General features: G+C 68.6%; 18 protein-coding genes. 17 read left to right on the top strand and 1 reads right to left on the bottom strand.

Translation table 11 applies throughout. The features are described from left to right. Positions 1-6: 6 nt before the first annotated feature. Positions 7-1,383: a cation:dicarboxylate symporter family transporter gene (locus ACN8HC_RS13535; RefSeq protein ID WP_490075364.1), complete on the top strand. Its 1,377-nt coding sequence runs from the start codon at positions 7-9 to the stop codon at positions 1,381-1,383. 44 nt (positions 1,384-1,427) lie between these two features. Here ACN8HC_RS13535 and ACN8HC_RS13530 read toward each other — a convergent pair whose 3' ends face one another. Next, the gene (locus ACN8HC_RS13530; RefSeq protein ID WP_490075363.1) at positions 1,428-2,216 is read right to left on the bottom strand and encodes a trypsin-like serine peptidase; all 789 of its coding nucleotides are present in this window, start codon (positions 2,214-2,216) and stop codon (positions 1,428-1,430) included. Positions 2,217-2,616: 400 nt separating this feature from the next. Between ACN8HC_RS13530 and infC the strand changes: the two genes are divergently transcribed. The 16 genes from infC to tyrS all read left to right on the top strand — a co-directional run bounded on the left by infC (position 2,617) and on the right by tyrS (position 18,432). Continuing rightward, complete coding sequence (gene infC / locus ACN8HC_RS13525; RefSeq protein ID WP_490075484.1) at positions 2,617-3,204, top strand: translation initiation factor IF-3; 588 nt, start codon at positions 2,617-2,619, stop codon at positions 3,202-3,204. A gap of 111 nt (positions 3,205-3,315) precedes the next feature. Then, positions 3,316-3,510, top strand: a complete 195-nt coding sequence (gene rpmI, locus ACN8HC_RS13520; RefSeq protein WP_490075362.1) for a 50S ribosomal protein L35 — start codon at positions 3,316-3,318, stop codon at positions 3,508-3,510. Positions 3,511-3,584: 74 nt separating this feature from the next. Next, entirely contained in the window at positions 3,585-3,974 is a 390-nt protein-coding gene (gene rplT, locus ACN8HC_RS13515; protein WP_490075361.1) for a 50S ribosomal protein L20, read from the top strand. 40 nt (positions 3,975-4,014) lie between these two features. Next, positions 4,015-4,806, top strand: a complete 792-nt coding sequence (locus ACN8HC_RS13510; RefSeq protein WP_490075360.1) for a TrmH family RNA methyltransferase — start codon at positions 4,015-4,017, stop codon at positions 4,804-4,806. A 44-nt stretch (positions 4,807-4,850) separates the two neighbouring features. Continuing rightward, positions 4,851-5,945 carry a phenylalanine--tRNA ligase subunit alpha gene (gene pheS, locus ACN8HC_RS13505; protein WP_490075359.1) on the top strand — a complete coding sequence of 365 codons (1,095 nt, stop codon included), beginning with the start codon at positions 4,851-4,853 and terminating at the stop codon, positions 5,943-5,945. Then, positions 5,945-8,473: a phenylalanine--tRNA ligase subunit beta gene (gene pheT, locus ACN8HC_RS13500; protein WP_490075358.1), complete on the top strand. Its 2,529-nt coding sequence runs from the start codon at positions 5,945-5,947 to the stop codon at positions 8,471-8,473. Before pheS ends, pheT begins: the two co-directional genes overlap by 1 nt. Positions 8,474-8,654: 181 nt before the next feature. Then, on the top strand, positions 8,655-9,701 hold the full coding sequence (gene argC / locus ACN8HC_RS13495; RefSeq protein WP_490075357.1) for an N-acetyl-gamma-glutamyl-phosphate reductase: 1,047 nt from the start codon (positions 8,655-8,657) through the stop codon (positions 9,699-9,701). A gap of 31 nt (positions 9,702-9,732) precedes the next feature. Further along, entirely contained in the window at positions 9,733-10,884 is a 1,152-nt protein-coding gene (gene argJ, locus ACN8HC_RS13490) for a bifunctional glutamate N-acetyltransferase/amino-acid acetyltransferase ArgJ (RefSeq protein ID WP_490075356.1), read from the top strand. Continuing rightward, positions 10,881-11,795 (top strand): acetylglutamate kinase, encoded by a 915-nt coding sequence (gene argB / locus ACN8HC_RS13485; RefSeq protein ID WP_490075355.1) that lies wholly within the window; start codon positions 10,881-10,883, stop codon positions 11,793-11,795. The genes argJ and argB overlap by 4 nt, the downstream gene beginning before the upstream one ends. Continuing rightward, on the top strand, positions 11,792-12,979 hold the full coding sequence (locus ACN8HC_RS13480; protein WP_490075354.1) for an acetylornithine transaminase: 1,188 nt from the start codon (positions 11,792-11,794) through the stop codon (positions 12,977-12,979). Before argB ends, ACN8HC_RS13480 begins: the two co-directional genes overlap by 4 nt. 2 nt (positions 12,980-12,981) lie before the next feature. Next, entirely contained in the window at positions 12,982-13,908 is a 927-nt protein-coding gene (gene argF, locus ACN8HC_RS13475; RefSeq protein WP_490075483.1) for an ornithine carbamoyltransferase, read from the top strand. Positions 13,909-13,936: 28 nt separating this feature from the next. After that, positions 13,937-14,443 (top strand): arginine repressor, encoded by a 507-nt coding sequence (locus ACN8HC_RS13470; protein WP_490075353.1) that lies wholly within the window; start codon positions 13,937-13,939, stop codon positions 14,441-14,443. A 92-nt stretch (positions 14,444-14,535) separates the two neighbouring features. Beyond that, positions 14,536-15,954, top strand: coding sequence for an argininosuccinate lyase (argH, locus tag ACN8HC_RS13465; RefSeq protein WP_490075352.1), 1,419 nt, complete (start codon positions 14,536-14,538; stop codon positions 15,952-15,954). Positions 15,955-15,972: 18 nt separating this feature from the next. Continuing rightward, entirely contained in the window at positions 15,973-16,524 is a 552-nt protein-coding gene (locus ACN8HC_RS13460; RefSeq protein ID WP_490075351.1) for a P-loop nucleotide/nucleoside kinase family protein, read from the top strand. Continuing rightward, complete coding sequence (locus tag ACN8HC_RS13455) at positions 16,511-17,110, top strand: DNA-3-methyladenine glycosylase (protein WP_490075350.1); 600 nt, start codon at positions 16,511-16,513, stop codon at positions 17,108-17,110. Before ACN8HC_RS13460 ends, ACN8HC_RS13455 begins: the two co-directional genes overlap by 14 nt. Before the next feature lie 59 nt (positions 17,111-17,169). Further along, positions 17,170-18,432, top strand: coding sequence for a tyrosine--tRNA ligase (tyrS, locus tag ACN8HC_RS13450; protein WP_490075349.1), 1,263 nt, complete (start codon positions 17,170-17,172; stop codon positions 18,430-18,432). Positions 18,433-18,956: the final 524 nt, after the last annotated feature.

The raw sequence follows: 18,956 nt of genomic DNA, 5'->3' as shown, positions 1-18,956 counted from the left end.
CCCGCAATGAGCATCACTGTGCAGAAGACCGCGGCGGACGGGACGCCACCGCATCGCAAAGACCGAACGCACTACTTGTATGTCGCCGTCGTCGCCGCCATGGTGGCGGGCATCGCCGTCGGCCTCATCTGGCCGGACTTCGGCGTGCAGCTGAAATGGCTCGGCACCGGCTTCGTCAACCTCATCAAGATGATGATCTCACCGATCATCTTCTGCACGATCGTGCTCGGGATCGGCTCGGTCCGCAAAGCGGCACAGGTCGGCCGGATCGGTGGTCTGGCGCTCGGCTACTTCCTGGCCATGTCGACGGTGGCGCTCGCGATCGGGCTGGTGGTCGGCAACGTCATACATCCCGGCGCGGGCCTGCACCTCACCAGGGAACTCGCCGCCACCGGGCACAGCCAGGTCAGCTCCGAGGCGACCGGCACCGTCGACTTCGTCCTCGGGCTGGTGCCGGACACCCTGGTCTCGTCGCTGACCTCGGGGTCGGTGCTGCAGACGCTGCTCGTCGCGTTGCTCGTCGGGTTCGCGTTGCAGAAGCTCGGCCCGGCCGGTGAGCCGATCCTGGCCGGCATCAAGCACTGTGAGCGGCTGGTCTTCAAGCTGATGCAGATGATCATGTATGTCGCGCCGGTCGGCGCCTTCGGCGCGATGGCGGCGGTGGTCGGCGCCACCGGATGGAAAGCACTGCAGGGTCTGGCGGTCGTGATGATCGCGTTCTACATCACCTGCGCGATCTTCGTCTTCGGCGTGCTGGGCGCCATTCTCTGGGTGTGCGCGCGGGTCAACGTCTTCTCGCTGCTGCGCTACCTGGGCCGCGAGTTCCTGCTGATCCTGTCGACGTCGTCGTCCGAGTCGGCGCTGCCTCGGCTGATCGCCAAGATGGAGCACCTCGGCGTCTCCCGGCCGGTCGTCGGCATCACCGTGCCGACCGGATACTCGTTCAACCTGGACGGCACCGCGATCTACCTGACGATGGGGTCGCTGTTCATCGCCGACGCGCTCGACAAACCGTTCAGCCTGGGGCAGCAGATCTCACTGCTGATCTTCATGGTGATCGCCTCCAAGGGTGCCGCGGGCGTCACCGGCGCGGGTCTCGCCACGCTGGCCGGCGGACTGCAGTCGCACCGTCCCGACCTGGTCGAGGGTGTCGGGCTCATCGTCGGCATCGACCGGATGATGAGCGAGGCGCGCGCGCTGACCAACTTCGCCGGCAACTCGATCGCTACTGTGCTCGTCGGGCACTGGACCGGCAACCTGGACCGAGTGCAACTGGACGCGGTGCTGAGCGGCACGGCGCCGTTCGACGAGAGCATGCTGGACCAGCCGGCCGCCGCCGTCGAGCCACCAGCGCAGCGCGACGAACTCGTCCCGGCTGGCTGAACGAGCCGGCCCGCCCCGGCATGGCGCACCGTGCCGGGGCGGGCTCAGCAGCCGTCGGGATCCGGTGCGGGCAGCACGTCGCCGTGGAGTGCGCCCTCGGCGTGCAACCACAGCGACACGATGTTGTCGCCGAACGCCGAGGAGTATGACGTCGACTCGACGCAGCCGCCTTGGTTGAGGCCGCCGATCATGCCGACGACCTTGGGCCGTTCGCCGTCGGTGACCAGCCACGGGCTGCCACTGCTGCCGCCCACGTAGCCGTGGCAGTCGAAACTGGGGTGCCCCTTCGTCCAGTAGACGGTAGTGGTGCAGTCGATCGGCTCGTCGGCGTCGTTGTTGTAGGCGATGTCGGTGACCCGCTGCCCGGATGCGGGTGCGAGTCCGATGTCCGCCGCGCCGGTGACCGATTGCACCGTTCGCGGCTCGCCGTCGATGGTTCGGGGTGCGACCTTCAGCATCGCCATGTCCTGCTGCGGGTCCTGGTCCCGCAGCCAATCGGGCAGAGCGTAGGCGGCGGTGACCGTCCAGCGGCCTTCCGGGGTAGCGCCGCTGTGCCAGTCGGGCACGAACGTCCACCCCACGCCGGAGCCCGACACGCAATGCGCGGCGGTGAGCACCAGATCGCCGGTGTGCGAGTTGATGACGGTAGCCGTGCAACCCTGCTGGCTGGCACGTGGGGCGAAGATCACCCCGATGAACGGTCTGCCCGGGCTGGGCGCTGCCGATGGTGTGTGGTGTCCGGGCTGCGCCATCGCCGACCCGCCGGCAACCGCAGCAGCCACCGCGGACAGGGCGACGACGCCGCGCAGGAAGCGGCGGAACGAGTTGCGCATCGGCGGACGGCTCTCCTTCAGCGGTCGCAGTCGGTTGGTCGGGCAGTCGGTCGATATGCTAGGGGAGAGACCTGACGCGCGGGGCCTTTTCGCGCCGCTGTCGGGAGGGTCTCGGACGGCCCGATTTCGTCTCGCCCCCGGACGGGCGGTACCATAGTGGCACCGACTGCTCCGGTGTGAGCCGAAGCAGTGTGCAAGAGAAGCGGAAGCTTCCACCTCGCGCGGCAGACATGTCGCCAGGTCCGGTCCAGTGACGAGCACGTCGCCGTTCACGTCGTATGACGGGCAGTGACCAGCGCGCCGGCTGTGCTGCGGCTGAGGCTTCTCGAGCACCCGATGGGTGACGAGGAGCCTTTCTTCGTTTCCCGAGAGCAAATGACCACGAACGAAGGAGCTTCACATCAGCGCTGAGCCTCGTATCAACGACCGCATCCGGGTCCCGGAAGTGCGGTTGGTTGGGCCGAACGGAGAGCAGGTCGGCATCGTGCGCGTCGAGGACGCGCTGCGACTGGCCGCCGAAGCAGACCTGGACCTGGTCGAGGTCGCACCCATGGCCAAGCCGCCCGTGGCAAAGCTCATGGACTACGGCAAGTTCAAGTACGAAGCCGCCATGAAAGCCCGCGAGTCGCGCAAGAACCAGGTCAACACCGTCATCAAGGAGATCAAGCTCCGCCCGAAGATCGACCCGCACGACTACGGCACCAAGAAGGGCCACGTCGAGCGGTTCCTGTCGGCGGGCGACAAGGTCAAGGTGACCATCATGTTCCGCGGACGTGAACAGTCCCGGCCGGAGCTCGGTTTCCGGCTGCTGCAGCGTCTCGCCGACGACGTCCAGGAGCTGGGCTTCGTGGAGAGCGCGCCCAAGCAGGACGGCCGCAACATGATCATGGTGCTGGGACCGACCAAGAAGAAGGCGGAGGCACGGGCCGAAGGCCGTCGCCGCCGCGAGCAGGCGCAAGCGGAGCAGACCGCGAACGCCGAAGCCTGAACTTGATTCAGCCAGGCTTCCCTGAGCCACCTCGCGCCACCAGCGCGTGAGTTCGCAAGCCGGCCCTGCCTCACGGCGGGCGGGTACGTCACGTAACGAAGGAGATCGGCTATGCCGAAGATGAAGACCCACAGCGGCGCCAAGAAGCGCTTCAAGATCAGCGGGTCGGGCAAGGTCATTCGGCAGCGTGCACGCCACGTGCACAAGTTCCAGGAGCGTTCCAGCCGCTCCGCGCGGCGCCTGGTGCCCGACATCGAGGCGTCGGCACCCGACAGCAAGAAGATCAAGAAGCTGCTGGGCAAGTAACACCCACTTCACCGAGTCCGATGGCCGCTCTGCGGCCTGAGTGACGAACCACTAGCAACTAGAAGGAGATTCACGTGGCACGCGTGAAGCGGGCGGTCAACGCCCAGAAGAAGCGCCGCACCGTTCTGGAGCAGGCGAGCGGCTACCGGGGTCAGCGTTCGCGGCTCTACCGCAAGGCCAAGGAGCAGGTCACCCACAGTCTTGGCTACAGCTACCGTGACCGCCGCGCCCGGAAGGGCGACTTCCGTCGCCTCTGGATCCAGCGGATCAACGCCGGTGCCCGCGCCAACGGCATGACGTACAACCGGTTCATCCAGGGCCTGAAGGCCGCCGAGGTCGAGGTCGACCGTCGCATGCTCGCCGAGCTGGCCGTCAACGACGCCGCGGCGTTCGCCGCGCTGGTCGAGATCGCCCGCGCGAACGTGCCCGCGACCAGCGATGCGCAGGCCGACTCGGTCGCCTGACACCGCACCACTCATTTCTCGAACGCCGGCCACGGCAGCCTTGTCCGTCCTCACCAATCCCCGCGCGGAGCGGGTGAAGGCGGTCCGGGCGCTGGGCCGGCGTTCGGCGCGTCAGCGGACCGGCCGCTTCGTGGTCGACGGGCCGCAAGGCGTCCGGGAGGTGCTGCGGTTCGCACCGCACAGCGTTGTCGACCTGTATGTCGAGAGTTCCTCCCTGGATCGGCATCGCGAACTGCTGCAACTCGTCGAGCAGCCAGATCCACCTGTGCATCAGTGTGATTCGGCCGTCATGAGTGCGCTCGTCGACACCCAGCACCCGCAGGGCATCGTCGCGGTGTGCCGACCGGTCGATGTCCCGGTGGACCGTGCGCTCGCGGCCGACGACGGGTTCGTCGTCGTGCTGGCGCACGTGCGTGACCCTGGCAACGCCGGCACCGTCATACGCAGCGCCGACGCCGCGGGTGCCCGCGCCGTGATCCTGTCCGATGCGAGCGTCGACCTCTACAACCCCAAGGTGGTGCGTTCGACCGCGGGATCGTTGTGGCACCTGCCGATCGCGGTCGGCGGCGCTGTCACCGACCTGATCACCGCCTGCCGTGCCCGCGGACGCCGGGTGCTCGCCGCGGACGGCGCCGGCCGCACCCTGTTGCCGGACGCCGACCTCTCCGGACCGCACGCCTGGCTGATGGGCAACGAGGCATGGGGCCTCGAACAGTCCACTCGCGAGCTCGCCGACGAGGTCGTCCGGGTGCCGATCCACGGGCACGCCGAGTCGCTCAACCTCGCGATCGCCGCGACCGTCTGCATGTACGCCAGCGCCGAGCGCCGGTGAGCGGCTGAGGTCCCGCGCCCACCGACCACCTAGACTTACCGACCGTGTCAGGTCCGAACACGTCATACGATCCCGTCGAGGTGGCCGCTCTCGACCCCGCCGCCATCGAGCACGCCGTCCAGCAGGCGCTGGAGGCGTTCGCCGCGGCCGGCACCCTCGACGAGCTGAAGCTCGCGCGGACCGCGCACCAGGGCGACAAGAGCCCGCTCGCGCTGGCCAACCGCGAGATCGGCGCGCTACCGCCGTCGGCGAAGGCGGAGGCGGGCAAGCGGGTCGGCCAGGCACGCGGGCGGGTCGGCGCAGCGCTCAAGGAGCGGCAGGCGCAGCTGGAGACCGAGCGCGATGAGCGCATCCTCGTCGAGGAAGCCGTCGACGTGACGATGGTGCCCGGCCGCCGGCCGCTCGGGCGTCGGCACCCGGTCGACCTGATGGGGGAGCGGATCGCGGACCTGCTGGTGGGCATGGGCTGGGAGATTGCCGAAGGACCCGAGGTCGAGGCGGAGTGGTTCAACTTCGACGCCCTCAACTTCGACGTCGATCACCCGGCACGGCAGATGCAGGACACCTTCTACATTGCGCCCGAGGACAGCGGTCTGGTGCTGCGGACGCACACCTCTCCCGTGCAGGCGCGCTCACTGCTCGAACGTGGTGTGCCGCTGTACGTCGGGTGCATCGGCCGCGTCTACCGCACCGACGACCTCGACGCGACGCACATGCCGGCCTTCCACCAGATCGAGGGCATCGCGGTCGACAAGGGCATCACCATGGCGCACCTCAAGGGCACCCTCGACCGGATGGCGAGCGAGCTGTTCGGCGACGGCATCACCACCCGGCTGCGTCCGTCGTTCTTCCCCTTCACCGAGCCGTCGGCCGAGATGGATTTGCGCTGCTTCGTATGCCGGGGCACCGACCCCGACTGCCGCTCGTGCAGCGGCACCGGCTGGATCGAGTGGGGTGGCTGCGGCATGGTCAACCGAAACGTGTTGCGCGCCTGCGGTATCGATCCGGACGTCTACACCGGATTCGCCTTCGGCATGGGCATCGACCGGGCGCTGCAGTTCCGCACCGGTCAGTCGGACATGCGGGAGCTGATCGAGGGCGACGTACGTTTCGACGCGCAGTTCGGGATGGAGATCTGATGCGCATTCCGTTGGATTGGCTGGGCGACTATGTCGAGCTGCCGTCCGATGCGACCGGTGCCGAGGTGGCAGCGGCGCTGGTGCGAGTGGGCCTGGAAGAAGAAGGTCTGCACGGCGGTGAGGTCACCGGGTCGCTGGTGGTCGGCAAGGTGCTCACCATGCAGCCGGAGCCGCAGAAGAACGGCAAGACGATCAACTGGTGCACGGTCGACGTCGGTGCCGCGAACGGCACCGGAGAGCCGCAGGGCATCGTCTGCGGCGCGCACAACTTCGCGGTCGGTGACCTCGTCGTCGTGGTGCTGCCGGGTGCGGAACTGCCTGGCGGCTTTGCGATCTCGGCGCGCAAGACCTACGGCCACGTCTCGGCCGGCATGATCTGTGCCGCGGACGAGCTGGGTCTGCCCGACGACGGTTCGGGCGGCATCATCCGGCTCGCCGAGCGGGTGCCGGGCGCAGACCTGAAGCCGGGACAGGACGCCATACCGCTGCTCGGCCTGGACCGCGAGACGGTCGAGATCAACGTCACCCCGGACCGCGGCTACTGCTTCGCGATCCGGGGAGTGGCGCGCGAATACGCGCTGTCCCGGGACCTGCCGTTCACTGACCCGGCCGCCCAGCTCGCCAAGGCCGCGCCTGCGGGCAACGCCGGCGGCCACCCGGTGCGGATCGCGGACGACGCACCACTGCGCGGCACCGTCGGCTGCGACCGTTTCGTCGCGCGCATCGTGCGCGGGGTCGATGTCGCGGCGCCGACCCCGACCTGGATGGCCACCCGGCTGACCGAGGCCGGCATGCGGCCGATCTCCTTGCCGGTTGACATCACCAACTACGTGATGCTCGGTCTCGGCCAGCCGTTGCACGCCTACGACCTGGCGACGATCGACGGACCGATCGTCGTCCGGCGCGCGCGTGCCGGTGAGAAGCTGAAAACGCTTGACGGCGCTGAGCGTTCGCTCTTCCCGGAGGACCTGCTCATCACTGAGGGCGGCGAGCGCGGTCTGGGCATCGCCGGAGTCATGGGCGGGTTGGACTCCGAGGTGAGTGACGCCACCACCGACCTGCTCATCGAAGGTGCGCACTTCGACCCGATCACCGTCGCCCGCTCCGCCCGGCGGCACAAGCTGCCCTCGGAAGCGTCGCGACGTTTCGAGCGCGGCGTCGACCCCCAGCTCGCGCCGGCAGCCGTCGAGTTGGCCGTGCAACTGCTCGTCGAGCTCGGGGGCGGCACCGCTGACAGCGGAGTGACCGACGTCGACAACACCACCGGGCCGGCGCCGATCCGCTTCGACCCGGCTCTCGCCTCCGCCCTCGTCGGCATGTCGTATGACGACGAGCAGGTCCGCCGCGTGCTGCAGGACGTCGGGTGCGAGGTCGACTCGAGCTCGGCCATCTGGCAGGTGACCGCACCATCCTGGCGACCTGACCTGCAGACCGGTCCCGACCTCGTGGAGGAGGTGGCACGGGTGGTCGGCTATGACCGGATCCCGTCCGTGCTCCCGACACCGCCCGGCGGCCGCGGGCTCACCCACGGCCAGCAGGTGCGCCGATTGGTCACCAACGTGCTGGCCGCGCAGGGCTTTTCGGAGGTGTGGTCAGCACCGTTCGTCAGCGACGAGCGGCACGAGGCACTGGGCTACCCGGCTGACGCCGCGCGGGCACGCACCGTGCGGATCGCCAATCCGCTCTCCGAGGAACAGCCGCTCATGCGGATCTCGATCCTCTCGACGATGGTGGACGCCCTCAAGCGCAACATCGCCCGCGGCATCAAGGACGTCGCGCTCTTCGAGCAGGGACTCGTGGTCGCCCTGGAGGACGGGCAACAGCCCGCGCCGACCTCTCCGGTCGGTGTGTTCCCCGGGCCCGACCTGCTGGCCCGGATCCGCGCCGCAGTGCCGCCGCAGCCACGCCACCTCGGCCTGCTCATGGCGGGTGAGGCTGTCCGGAGCGGCTGGTGGGGTGCCGGCCGGGCCGCCGACTGGAGCGACGTCATCGCGGCGGTGCGCAACATCGCGGAGGCGCTCGCCGTGCCGGTGCAGGTCAGCGCGGCTGTTGATGCGCCATACCATCCGGGCCGCTGCGCGCAGTTCACTCTGGCCGACGGAACACTGATCGGCCACGCGGGCGAACTGCACCCCAAGGTGCTCCAGCGACTCGGTCTGCCCGCTCGCACGGTCGGTGCCGAGATCGACCTGGACGTCCTCGTCGCCGCGAGCGACCGCGCCGTGACATCCGTGCCGATCAGCACCATGCCGCTCGCACACAGCGATGTCGCGCTCGTCGTCGATCGCGAGATGACCGCTGGCGCAGTCGAATCCGCGCTCCGCGAAGGTGCCGGCCCGTTGCTGGAATCGGTGGTGCTGTTCGACGCCTACCAGGGCGACCAGACCGGAGAGGGCAAGAAGTCGCTCGCCTACCGGATGGGCTTCCGTGCGCCGGACCGTACCCTCACGACCGAGGAGGTCAACGCCGCCCGCGACGCGGCCGTCGCATCGGCGGCCGCGGCCACCGGCGCGGTCCAGCGCGTCTGAATCACACCCCACCCATCCGCGAGAGGCTCAGAAACGACTCGACAGGCTCACTAACAGCGGGCCGGGACATGCGGATTTCTGAGCCTCTCGGCAGTTTGTGAGCCTCTCGGGATGGGCCGCGCGGAGCCGGTGTGGGGCATCGCACCCGAGACGGCATGACTATGCGAGATCATGTATAGTCATGCAGGTGTTGTCAGTTGCGGTCGCCGGAGCCAGTGGCTATGCCGGCGGTGAGATCCTTCGTCTGCTGATCGGCCACCCCGAGGTGTCGATCGGCGCCGTTACTGCGGCCTCGTCGGCCGGTGACCGGCTGGGTCAGCACCAGCCGCAGCTGGCGCCGCTCGCGGACCGGGTCCTCGAACCCACCACCGCCGAGACGCTGTCGGGCCACGACGTCGTCTTCCTCGCCCTGCCGCACGGCGCCTCTGCCGCGATCGCCGGTCAACTGGGTGACGACGTCACGATCATCGACTGCGGTGCGGACTTCCGGTTGGCCGATCCGCAGGCCTGGCAACACTTCTACGGCAGTGACCACGCGGGCACCTGGGCCTACGGCCTCCCCGAGCTGATCGTCGAGGGCGGACAGAAGCAGCGCGCGCAGCTCGTCGGCCAGTCACGCATGGCGGTGCCGGGCTGTTATCCCACCGCCTGCTCGCTGGCCCTCGCACCGGCATTCGCGGCGAGCGTCGCCACGTCCGATGTGGTCATCGTTGCCGCCAGCGGGACGTCGGGTGCCGGCAAGTCGCTGAAGCCGCATCTGCTGGGCGCGGAGGTCATGGGTGCGATGAGCCCCTACGGAGTGGGTGGCGCCCACCGCCATACTCCCGAGATCGAGCAGAACCTCAGCCGCGCCGCAGGCAGCGATGTGCGGGTGTCCTTCACGCCGACGCTCGCGCCGATGCCTCGCGGCATCCTGGCCACCTGCTCGGCCGCCCTCGCGCCGGGTGTCACCGCCTCGTCCGTGCGCGCCGCCTACCAGGAGGCGTATGACGCGGAGACGTTCGTGCACCTGCTGCCCGAGGGCGTCTGGCCCTCGACCGGTGCAGTGGTCGGCTCCAACAACGTCCAGTTGCAGGTGACTGTCGACGAGCGCGTCGGGCGGCTCATCGCAGTCGCCGCCGAGGACAACCTCACCAAGGGCACTGCCGGCGGAGCGGTCCAATCGCTGAACCTGGCACGGGGATTCGACGAAGCCCTCGGCCTCCCCACCGCAGGCGTTGCGCCGTGACGCGGTTCTCAGCAAGCGAAGGAATCAACCCATGAGTGTCACTGCGGCCAAGGGCTTCCGGGCGGCGGGCGTCACCGCCGGACTGAAGGCCAGCGGCAAACCGGACGTGGCCGTGGTCGTCAACGACGGTCCCGAACACGTCGGCGCAGCCGTCTTCACGAGCAACCGGGTCGAAGCCGCGCCCGTGACATGGTCGCGTCAGGTGGTGAGCGATGGCCGGGTCGACGCGGTGATCCTCAACTCCGGTGGCGCCAACGCGATCACCGGAGCACAAGGCTTCGCGGACACCCACGCGACTGCCGAGCACCTCGCCGAGCAGCTGGGCATCTCCGCGGGTGACGTCGTGGTGTGCTCCACCGGCCTGATCGGTGAGTTGCTGCCGATGGACACGCTGCTCGCGGGCGCCGACGCGGCCGTGAAAACGCTGTCGCCGGAAGGCGGCCCGTCTGCGGCCGAGGCGATCATGACGACCGACACGGTGCCGAAACAGGCACTGGCGGCCGGCGACGGCTGGTCAGTCGGCGGGATGGCGAAGGGCGCCGGGATGCTGGCACCCGCGCTCGCGACGATGCTCGTCGTGATCACGACGGACGCGCTCGTCGACGCGGCGGAGGCAGGCGCGGCATTGCGCGCGGCCACCGCGCAGACGTTCGACCGGATCGACTCCGACGGCTGCCAGTCCACCAACGACACGGTGCTGCTCATGGCATCGGGCGCGTCCGGTATCCGTCCGGACCCGGGGCAGTTCGGTGCCGCCCTGACCGGTGTGTGTGCGGACCTGGCCCGACAGCTCATCGGTGATGCCGAGGGGGCGGCTCATGACATCGAGATCGAGGTCACGCACGCGGCGACGCTGCAGGACGCGCTCGAGGTCGGCCGGTCCATCGCCCGCAACAATCTCTTCAAGTGTGCGATCTTCGGGCAGGACCCCAACTGGGGCCGCATCCTCGCCGCAGTCGGCACGACGCAGGCAGCGTTCGAGCCGAGCCGGCTCGCCGTGTCCATCAACGGGATTCAGGTATGCCGCGACGGCGGCGTCGGTGACGATCGCAACCTGGTCGACTTGACCGCGCGTGCGGTGCACATCGTTGTCGACCTGGACTCGGGCGACGAGACCGCGACGATCTGGACCAACGACCTGACCCACGACTACGTCCACGAGAACTCGGCCTACTCCACATGAAGCGAATCCCGACCGACCTCGCCACTGCGGCCGTCAAAGCCACCACCCTCGTCCAGGCGCTGCCCTGGCTGGAACGCTTCCGCGGCGCGCTCGTGGTCGTCAAGTACGGCGGCAACGCCATGGTCGACAACGAGCTCAAGGCCGCATTCGCCCAGGACGTCGCCTTCCTGCGCTATGCCGGTCTGCGACCGGTCGTCGTCCACGGGGGTGGACCGCAGATCCAGGCCATGCTCGACCGGCTCGGCATCGAGTCGGAGTTCAAGGGCGGCCTCCGGGTCACCTCGACCGAGGCGATGGACGTCGTCCGCATGGTGCTGACCGGCCAGGTGTCCCGCGAACTCGTCGGGCTGATCAACCAGCACGGCCCGCTCGCGGTCGGTATGTCGGGCGAGGACGGCGCCCTGTTCGGAGCGCGGCGCCGGGGCGCCGTCGTCGACGGTGAGACGGTCGACATCGGCCACGTCGGTGACGTCGTCACCGTCAATCCCGACGCCGTGCAGGACATTCTGGCTGCCGGACGGATCCCCGTCGTGTCGTCGGTGGCGCCCGATCTGGACGTGGACGGCGAAGTCCTGAACGTCAACGCCGACACAGCCGCAGCGGCCCTCGCGGTCGCGCTCGGCGCACACAAGCTCGTCGTGCTGACCGACGTCGAGGGCGTCTACGCGGACTGGCCGGACAAGGACAGTCTGCTCAGCTCCCTTCCGGTCAGCCAGGCCGAGGAGTTGATGCAGCGCGTCGACGCCGGCATGGTCCCGAAGCTGGAGGCGTGCGTCCGCGCGATTCGCGGCGGCGTGCCGCAGACGCACGTCGTGGACGGCCGGTCGGCGCACTCGATCTTGCTGGAGATCTTCACAGACGAGGGCATCGGCACGATGGTCCTCCCCGACGAACCCACGGAGCCGCAATGAGCCTGAACGATCAGTGGCTGCAACGTTATTCGGACACCATTCTCGGCGTCTTCGGCACACCACCGCTGGTGCTGTCGCACGGCGACGGCTGCTACGTCTGGGACGTCGACGGCCACCGCTACCTCGACCTCGTGGGCGGCATCGCCGTCAGCGCGCTCGGTCACGGCCACCCGGCTCTGGTGGCCGCCGTCTCCAAGCAGGCGTCCGAGGCGGTGCACATCTCCAACCTCTTCACCTCACCCGGACAGGTCCTGCTCGCCGAGCGGCTGCTGCAGATCAGTGACGCTCCTGAGGGCTCGAGGGTCTTCTTCGCCAACTCCGGCACGGAGGCCGTCGAGGCGGCCATCAAGCTGGCCCGCCGCACCGGCCGGACTGGCATCGTCGCCGCCGAACACGCTTTTCACGGCCGGACGACGGGCGCGCTGGCGCTGACGCACAAGGCGGCCTACCGCGAGCCGTTCGAGCCGTTGCTCCCCGGAGTGGTCCACGTGCCGTATGACGACGTCGACGCGCTCCGGTCGGCGGTCGACGAGACGACGAGCGCCGTCGTCCTCGAGCCGGTGCAGGGCGAGGCAGGTGTCATCGCACCGGCGGCGGATTTCCTCCGGCAGGCCCGTGAAATCACCTCTGCTGCAGGTGCTTTGCTGATCATCGACGAGATTCAGACCGGGATCGGCCGGACCGGCAAATGGTTCGCGTTCCAGCACGCGGGGATCGTGCCCGATGCGATCACCATCGCCAAGGGCCTGGGCGGCGGGGTGCCGATCGGGGCGATGATCACCTTCGGGCCGGACGTGTCGGCGTTGTTGACGGCCGGCCAGCACGGCACCACCTTCGGCGGCAACCCGCTGGCGGCCGCTGCCGGGCTGGCAGTGCTGGGCAGCATCGAGGACGAGCGGCTGCTCGAGCACGCGACGCAGATGGGGGAGCACCTCGAGGCTGCCGTCGCCGCCGCCGGCATACCGCACGTCACCGGCGTCCGCGGGCAGGGCCTGCTCCGCGCGATCACCTTCGACCAGCCGATCAGTGCGGCCGTTGCGACGGTGGCCCGCGACGCCGGCTACATCATCAACCCCGTTGCGCCGGCCGCGATTCGGCTCGCACCCCCGCTCGTCGTGCAGTCAGAGCAGCTGGACGACTTCGTGGCCGCGCTGCCCAGCATCGTCGAGGAGGCAACACAGTGAGCGTGCGGCATTTTCTGCGTGACGACGACCTGACCCCGGCCGAGCAGGCGGCGGTGCTGGAGCGCGCCGCGCGTCTCAAGGCCGACCGGTTCGCGCTGCGTCCGCTCGCGGGCCCGCGCGCCGTTGCGCTCATCTTCGACAAGCCGACGCTGCGCACCCAGCTGTCCTTCACCGTGGGCGTCGCCGAGCTCGGTGGCCATCCGATGGTCATCGACGGCAACCTCGCCCAGATCGGCAGCCGGGAGTCGATCGCCGACGTGACGCGGGTGATCGAGCGCCAGGTCGCCGCGATCGTATGGCGCACCTACGGGCAGTCCAGCATCGAGGAGATGGCCGCGAATTCGACTGTCCCCGTAGTGAATGCGCTCACCGACGACTTCCACCCGTGTCAGATCCTGGCCGACCTGCTGACGATCACCGAGCACAAGGGCACGCTCCCCGCCCTGACCATGACGTATGTCGGCGACGGCGCCAACAATATGGCCCACTCCTATCTGCTCGGCGGTGCCACGGCAGGGATGCACGTGCGCATCGGAGCACCCGGGACGCACCAGCCCCGGGCCGACATCCTGCAGCGGGCGGGCGAGATCGCCGCGACGACCGGGGGCTCCGTGCAGGTCACCGACGACCCGATCGCGGCCGTGCTGGGCGCTGACGTGGTGATCACCGACACCTGGGTCTCGATGGGCCAGGAGGCGGAGGCCGGCGACCGCAAGGGCGTCGAGAGTCCGTTCGGCAAGTTCGCCGTCGACACCGGCCTGCTGGGTCATGCAGCGCAGGACGCCATCGTGATGCACTGCCTGCCCGCCTACCGAGGTTTCGAGATCAGTGCGGAGGTGATCGACGGCCCGCAATCGGTGGTCTGGGACGAGGCCGAGAACCGCCTGCACGCTCAGAAGGCCGTGCTGTCGTTCTTGCTCGAATCATGAGCTTTTACGCGCCGATGGCGAGAGCGCGATGACCAACGACAGCTCGCTGGCCAGCAGCCGGGCTGCACGCCAGCAGCGCATCGTCGACATCCTGACCCGCGAGTCGATCGGTTCGCAGGCGTCGCTGGCGCAACGCCTGAAGGCCGACGGCATCCAGGTCACTCAGGCGACGCTGTCGCGGGACCTGCTGGACCTCGGCGCCGTCAAGGTTCGCCTCGGCCGGCAGCAGGTCTATGCCGTGCCCGGTGAAGGCGGTGACCGCGCGCTGGTCACCGGTGCCGACGCGTCGGAGGCGGACAACCGGTTGCGGCGCATCTGTGCCGATCTGTTGGTGACAGCAACGATTTCGGGCAATCTGGTTGTCCTGCGAACTCCGCCGGGAGCCGCCAATTTCCTGGCGTCCGCGATCGACCATGCGCACCTGCCTGATGTGCTCGGCACGATCGCCGGGGACGACACCATCCTGATCATCGCCGCCGACGGCACGGCGGCCGAGGTGAGCGACCGCCTGCTGGACCTGGCGGCCGACGGCTGAACCCTCTGTCGGTCGAGTAGGGCGAGGCGCTGGCCGAGCCCGTATCGACACCCTCCGACCCTCTATCAACGACAACCGAGAGTGAGCATGCAGTGACCGACGCCGAAGAACGATTGAGCTTGTGGGGTGGGCGCTTCGCCGGCGGACCGGCCGATGCCTTGGCAGCGCTCTCGAAGTCGACCCATTTCGACTGGCGTCTGGCGCCGTACGACATCGCCGGCTCCAAGGCCCACTCCAGGGTGCTGCACGCCGCCGGCCTGCTGGACGACGAGACGCTGACGGCCATGCTGGCCGCGCTGGACCGGCTGGCAGCCGACGTGCGCAGCGGTGCATTCGTGCCCGCTCCGGACGACGAGGACGTGCACACCGCTCTCGAGCGCGGGCTGATCGAGCGTGCGGGAGCGGACGTCGGCGGCCGGCTGCGCGCCGGCCGGTCCCGCAACGACCAAGTAGCCACGCTGTTTCGCATGTACCTGCGCGACCACGCCAGGTCGGTGTCCGCGCTGCTGCTGGACGTCGTGGACGCCCTCATTGCCCAGGCGGCGCAGCACCTCGACGTCCCGATGCCGGGCCGTACGCACCTGCAGCACGCACAACCGGTGCTGCTCGCGCATCACCTGCTCGCGCACGCGTGGGCGCTGCTGCGGGACGTCGATCGGTTCCGCGACTGGGACCGCCGGGCAGACGAATCGCCATACGGGTCAGGGGCGCTGGCGGGATCATCGCTGGGGCTGGATCCTTTGGCGGTCGCCAAGGACCTCGGCTTCAGCAGGTCGAGCCGCAACTCGATCGACGGCACCGCGGGCCGCGACTTCGTCGCAGAGTTCGCGTTCGTGTCCGCCATGGCGGCTGTCGACATCTCCCGGATCGCCGAGGAGGTCGTGCTCTGGGCGACCAAAGAGTTCTCCTTCGTCACCCTCGACGACGCCTACTCGACCGGCTCGAGCATCATGCCGCAGAAGAAGAACCCGGACGTCGCGGAACTCGCTCGCGGGAAAGCGGGCCGGCTCATCGGCGATCTTGCGGGGCTGATGACCACGCTGAAGGCACTCCCGCTCGCCTACAACCGCGACCTGCAGGAGGACAAGGAGCCCGTCTTCGACGCGGTCGACACCCTCGAAGTGCTGCTGCCCGCCTTCTCCGGCATGGTCGCGACGCTGACCTTCCACCCCGAGCGGCTGAGTTCCCTTGCCCCGCAAGGTTTTGCGCTCGCGACCGATGTGGCCGAGTGGCTGGTGAAGGAGGGTGTGCCGTTCCGGGTCGCGCACGAGGTGGCCGGTGAGTGCGTGCGGGTGTGCGAGTCGCGCGGCATCGAGCTGTGGGACCTGACCGACGAGGATCTGGCTGCGATCAATCCGGCACTCACACCGGACGTTCGCTCCGTATTGAGCGTCGAGGGTTCCTTGGCGTCGCGGGACAGCGCCGGCGGCACTGCCCCGGTGCGCGTCGCCGAGCAGCTGCAGCAGGCCCGCGACGCCGGGGCCACGGCCCGCGACTGGGCGACGGCGTAGGAGTGCGACACTGCCGGCGTGACGATGATCGTGCAGCTGGTCGGCCCTCCCGCGTGTGGCAAACGCACCATCGGCGCCGCCCTCGCGGAGCGCTCCGGTGCGAAGCTGATCGACAACCACCTGATCAACGACCCGGTGTTCACCGCGCTCGGCGTCAACGGACGGGGACACCTGCCGTCACAGGCCATCCCGATGGCCGGACGAGTGCGCGCAATAGTGCATGAAGCGGTCCTCGCGGCGCCGGCCGACGTCTCGCACATCTTCACCAACTGGCTGGTCGACACCCCGGAGGACGCACGAGCCGCCGACGAGATCAGGAACCTGGCCGGACGACGCGGTGCCGACTTCTACCCGGTATGGCTCAGCTGTGCCGCCGAGCAGATCCGCCACCGGTTGAGCCTGCCCGACCGGGCCGTCCGCAACAAGCTGCGCGATCCGTCACGCATCGACGACATCATCGCCCAGGGCACGACCCCTGCGCCGGACGACGCCCTCCAACTCGATACCTCGGTCAGCACCCCCGAAGCGGCAGCCGCCCAGATCCTCGCCTGGATCGATGCTCACCACTGAGCCCTTCATCACCGCGCACCGGTTGCTCGGAGCTCACCTGGTCGGCCGCGGCGTCACGGCTCGGCTCACCGAGGTCGAGGCGTATGCCGGCCAGCGCGACCCGGGCTCGCACGCGTTCCGGGGGCCCACGCCTCGCAACGAGGTGATGTTCGGCCCCGCCGGTCACCTCTACTGCTATTTCAGCTACGGCATGCACATCTGCTGCAACTACGTGTGTGGACCGGACGGCACCGCTGCCGCCGTTCTGCTGCGGGCCGGTGAGATCGTCGACGGCATCGAACTCGCCCGCGAACGCCGGGGCGCCGTCCCGGACCGAAATCTCGGGCGCGGACCGGCGTGCCTGACCCAGGCGCTCGGGATCGTCCTGAGTGACAACGGCACCGCGTTGCACGACCCGAGCTCCGCGGTGCGTGTCGAGTTCCAGGACGCGCTGCCGGAGGCGTCGATCCGGTCGGGACCGCGCGTCGGTGTCAGCGGCCCCGGCGGCGACGGCGCGACATACCCGTGGCGCTTCTGGATCGCCGGCGACCCGACCGTCTCGGCATACCGAGCCGCGAAACCGCGTCGTCGGGACGCGGGGGCATAGGGCAGGCTTGGCCGCGGCGGCCGTTCGCCGCCATACGAACCGAAAGGACGGAACACATCGTGAGCGACATCTTCGACGAGTTGCAGTGGCGAGGCCTGGTGGCACAGACCACCGATCTCGAGTCACTGCGCGGTGCTCTTCGAAGCGGACCGATCACGATGTATGTCGGCTTCGACCCCTCCGCCGACTCCTTGCACATCGGCAACCTCGTGCAGCTCATCGTGGCGCGCAAGATGCAGCGGGCCGGGCACCGGGTCCTGTGCCTCGTCGGCGGTTCCACCGGGCTGATCGGCGATCCCAAACCCGAGGCGGAGCGGGTGCTGCGCAGCAAGGAAGAAGTCGCCGAAGCGGTCGAGAAGATCCGTCAGCAGGCGGCATCGCTGCTGGACTTCGACGGCGACAACCCGGCGACCATGGTCAACAACCTGGACTGGACCGCGCCGATCTCCGCGCTCGACTTCCTCCGCGACTACGGCAAGCACTTCCGGGTCAACGCGATGATCAAGAAGGAAGCGGTCGCGCGCCGGCTGAACAGCGACCAGGGCATCAGCTACACCGAGTTCAGCTACCAGATCCTGCAGGGCCTGGACTACCTGCACCTCTACCGCGCGGAGGGCTGCACGCTGCAACTCGGCGGAAGCGACCAGTGGGGCAATCTGCTGGCCGGTGTCGACCTGATCCACTCCGTCGAAGGCGTGTCGGTGCACGCGATGACGACACCGTTGATCACCGACGCCGCCGGCCGCAAATACGGCAAATCGGAAGGCAACGCGCTGTGGCTCAACCCCGACCGTATGTCGCCCTACGCCTTCTACCAGTTCTGGATCAACCTTGACGACGCCGACGTGATCGACAAGATGCGGGTGTTCACCGAGCTGGACGAGCAGGCCATCGACGACTATGCCCGACAGGTGAGCGAGGCGCCGTTCCGGAGGGCGGCGCAGAAGGCCGTCGCCGCAGAGATGACGACCCTCGTGCACGGAGCCGACGCCACTGCCGCCGTCCAGGCAGCCTCCGAAGCACTGTTCGGCAAGGGCGACGTGGCTGCGTTGGATGCCTCGACGCTGCGCGATGCGACCGCCGAGCTGCCGGGGGCGCATGTCCCGGTCGGTGCCAGCGTGGTGGACGCACTCATCGCGGTCGGCATCGCGGACTCCCGTAATGCGGCGCGTCGGCTGATCGGTGAAGGGGGAGTCTCGGTCAACAACGTCAAGGTGTCCGATGCGGACGCGGTGCTCGACAAGTCCGCCTTCCTCCACGGCGAGGTCGCGCTGCTCAAGCGCGGACGCAAGCACCTGGCCGCCGCCCGTACTCCTGCCTGAGCCGCCTGCCAAGCACCCGCACACCGGCTCCGGCTGGTCGAGTCCGACCGGCCGGAGCTGATTTGCGTGGGGGACGGCCGCTGGGTAATGTCTCTCCTTGCGCCTCGTGGACGACGGCATCATGACGGAGTCGTTGTGTGGCTGAGCTCACGGGCGCAGGGTCTGGTTTCGAGTTGTCTGCCTCAGCGGACATCGGGTAAGCTAGATCCTCGTCGCCGGGAGGCACGGACACCAGCGGCGCAAGCTGCGGCGGCCGGTTCCGAGCAACGCAATCCACTCTTCTTCCGATCGATCAGGTCGCTTCGGCTCGCCGAAAACGCCGATTTGGAAAGAGCCGGAAGAGAGTGTTAAGTTTTAAGAGCCCCGAGAGCGACACGCGAAAGCGAAGAGCGAAAGGGTGCGGTCGTTTTTTGAGAACTCAACAGCGTGTCGAGTGATTGATGCCAATTGTTTGTTGGTTTTTGATCGTTTTTGTAGCATTTTTGCTCTTGATCGATTTTTTAGCCATGTTTCGGATTTTTCAT

This window comes from Flexivirga sp. YIM B11880 (genome assembly GCF_058148645.1).
Note: the sequence above shows the minus strand (reverse complement) of the source record. Positions and strands in the feature narration are given on the sequence as shown.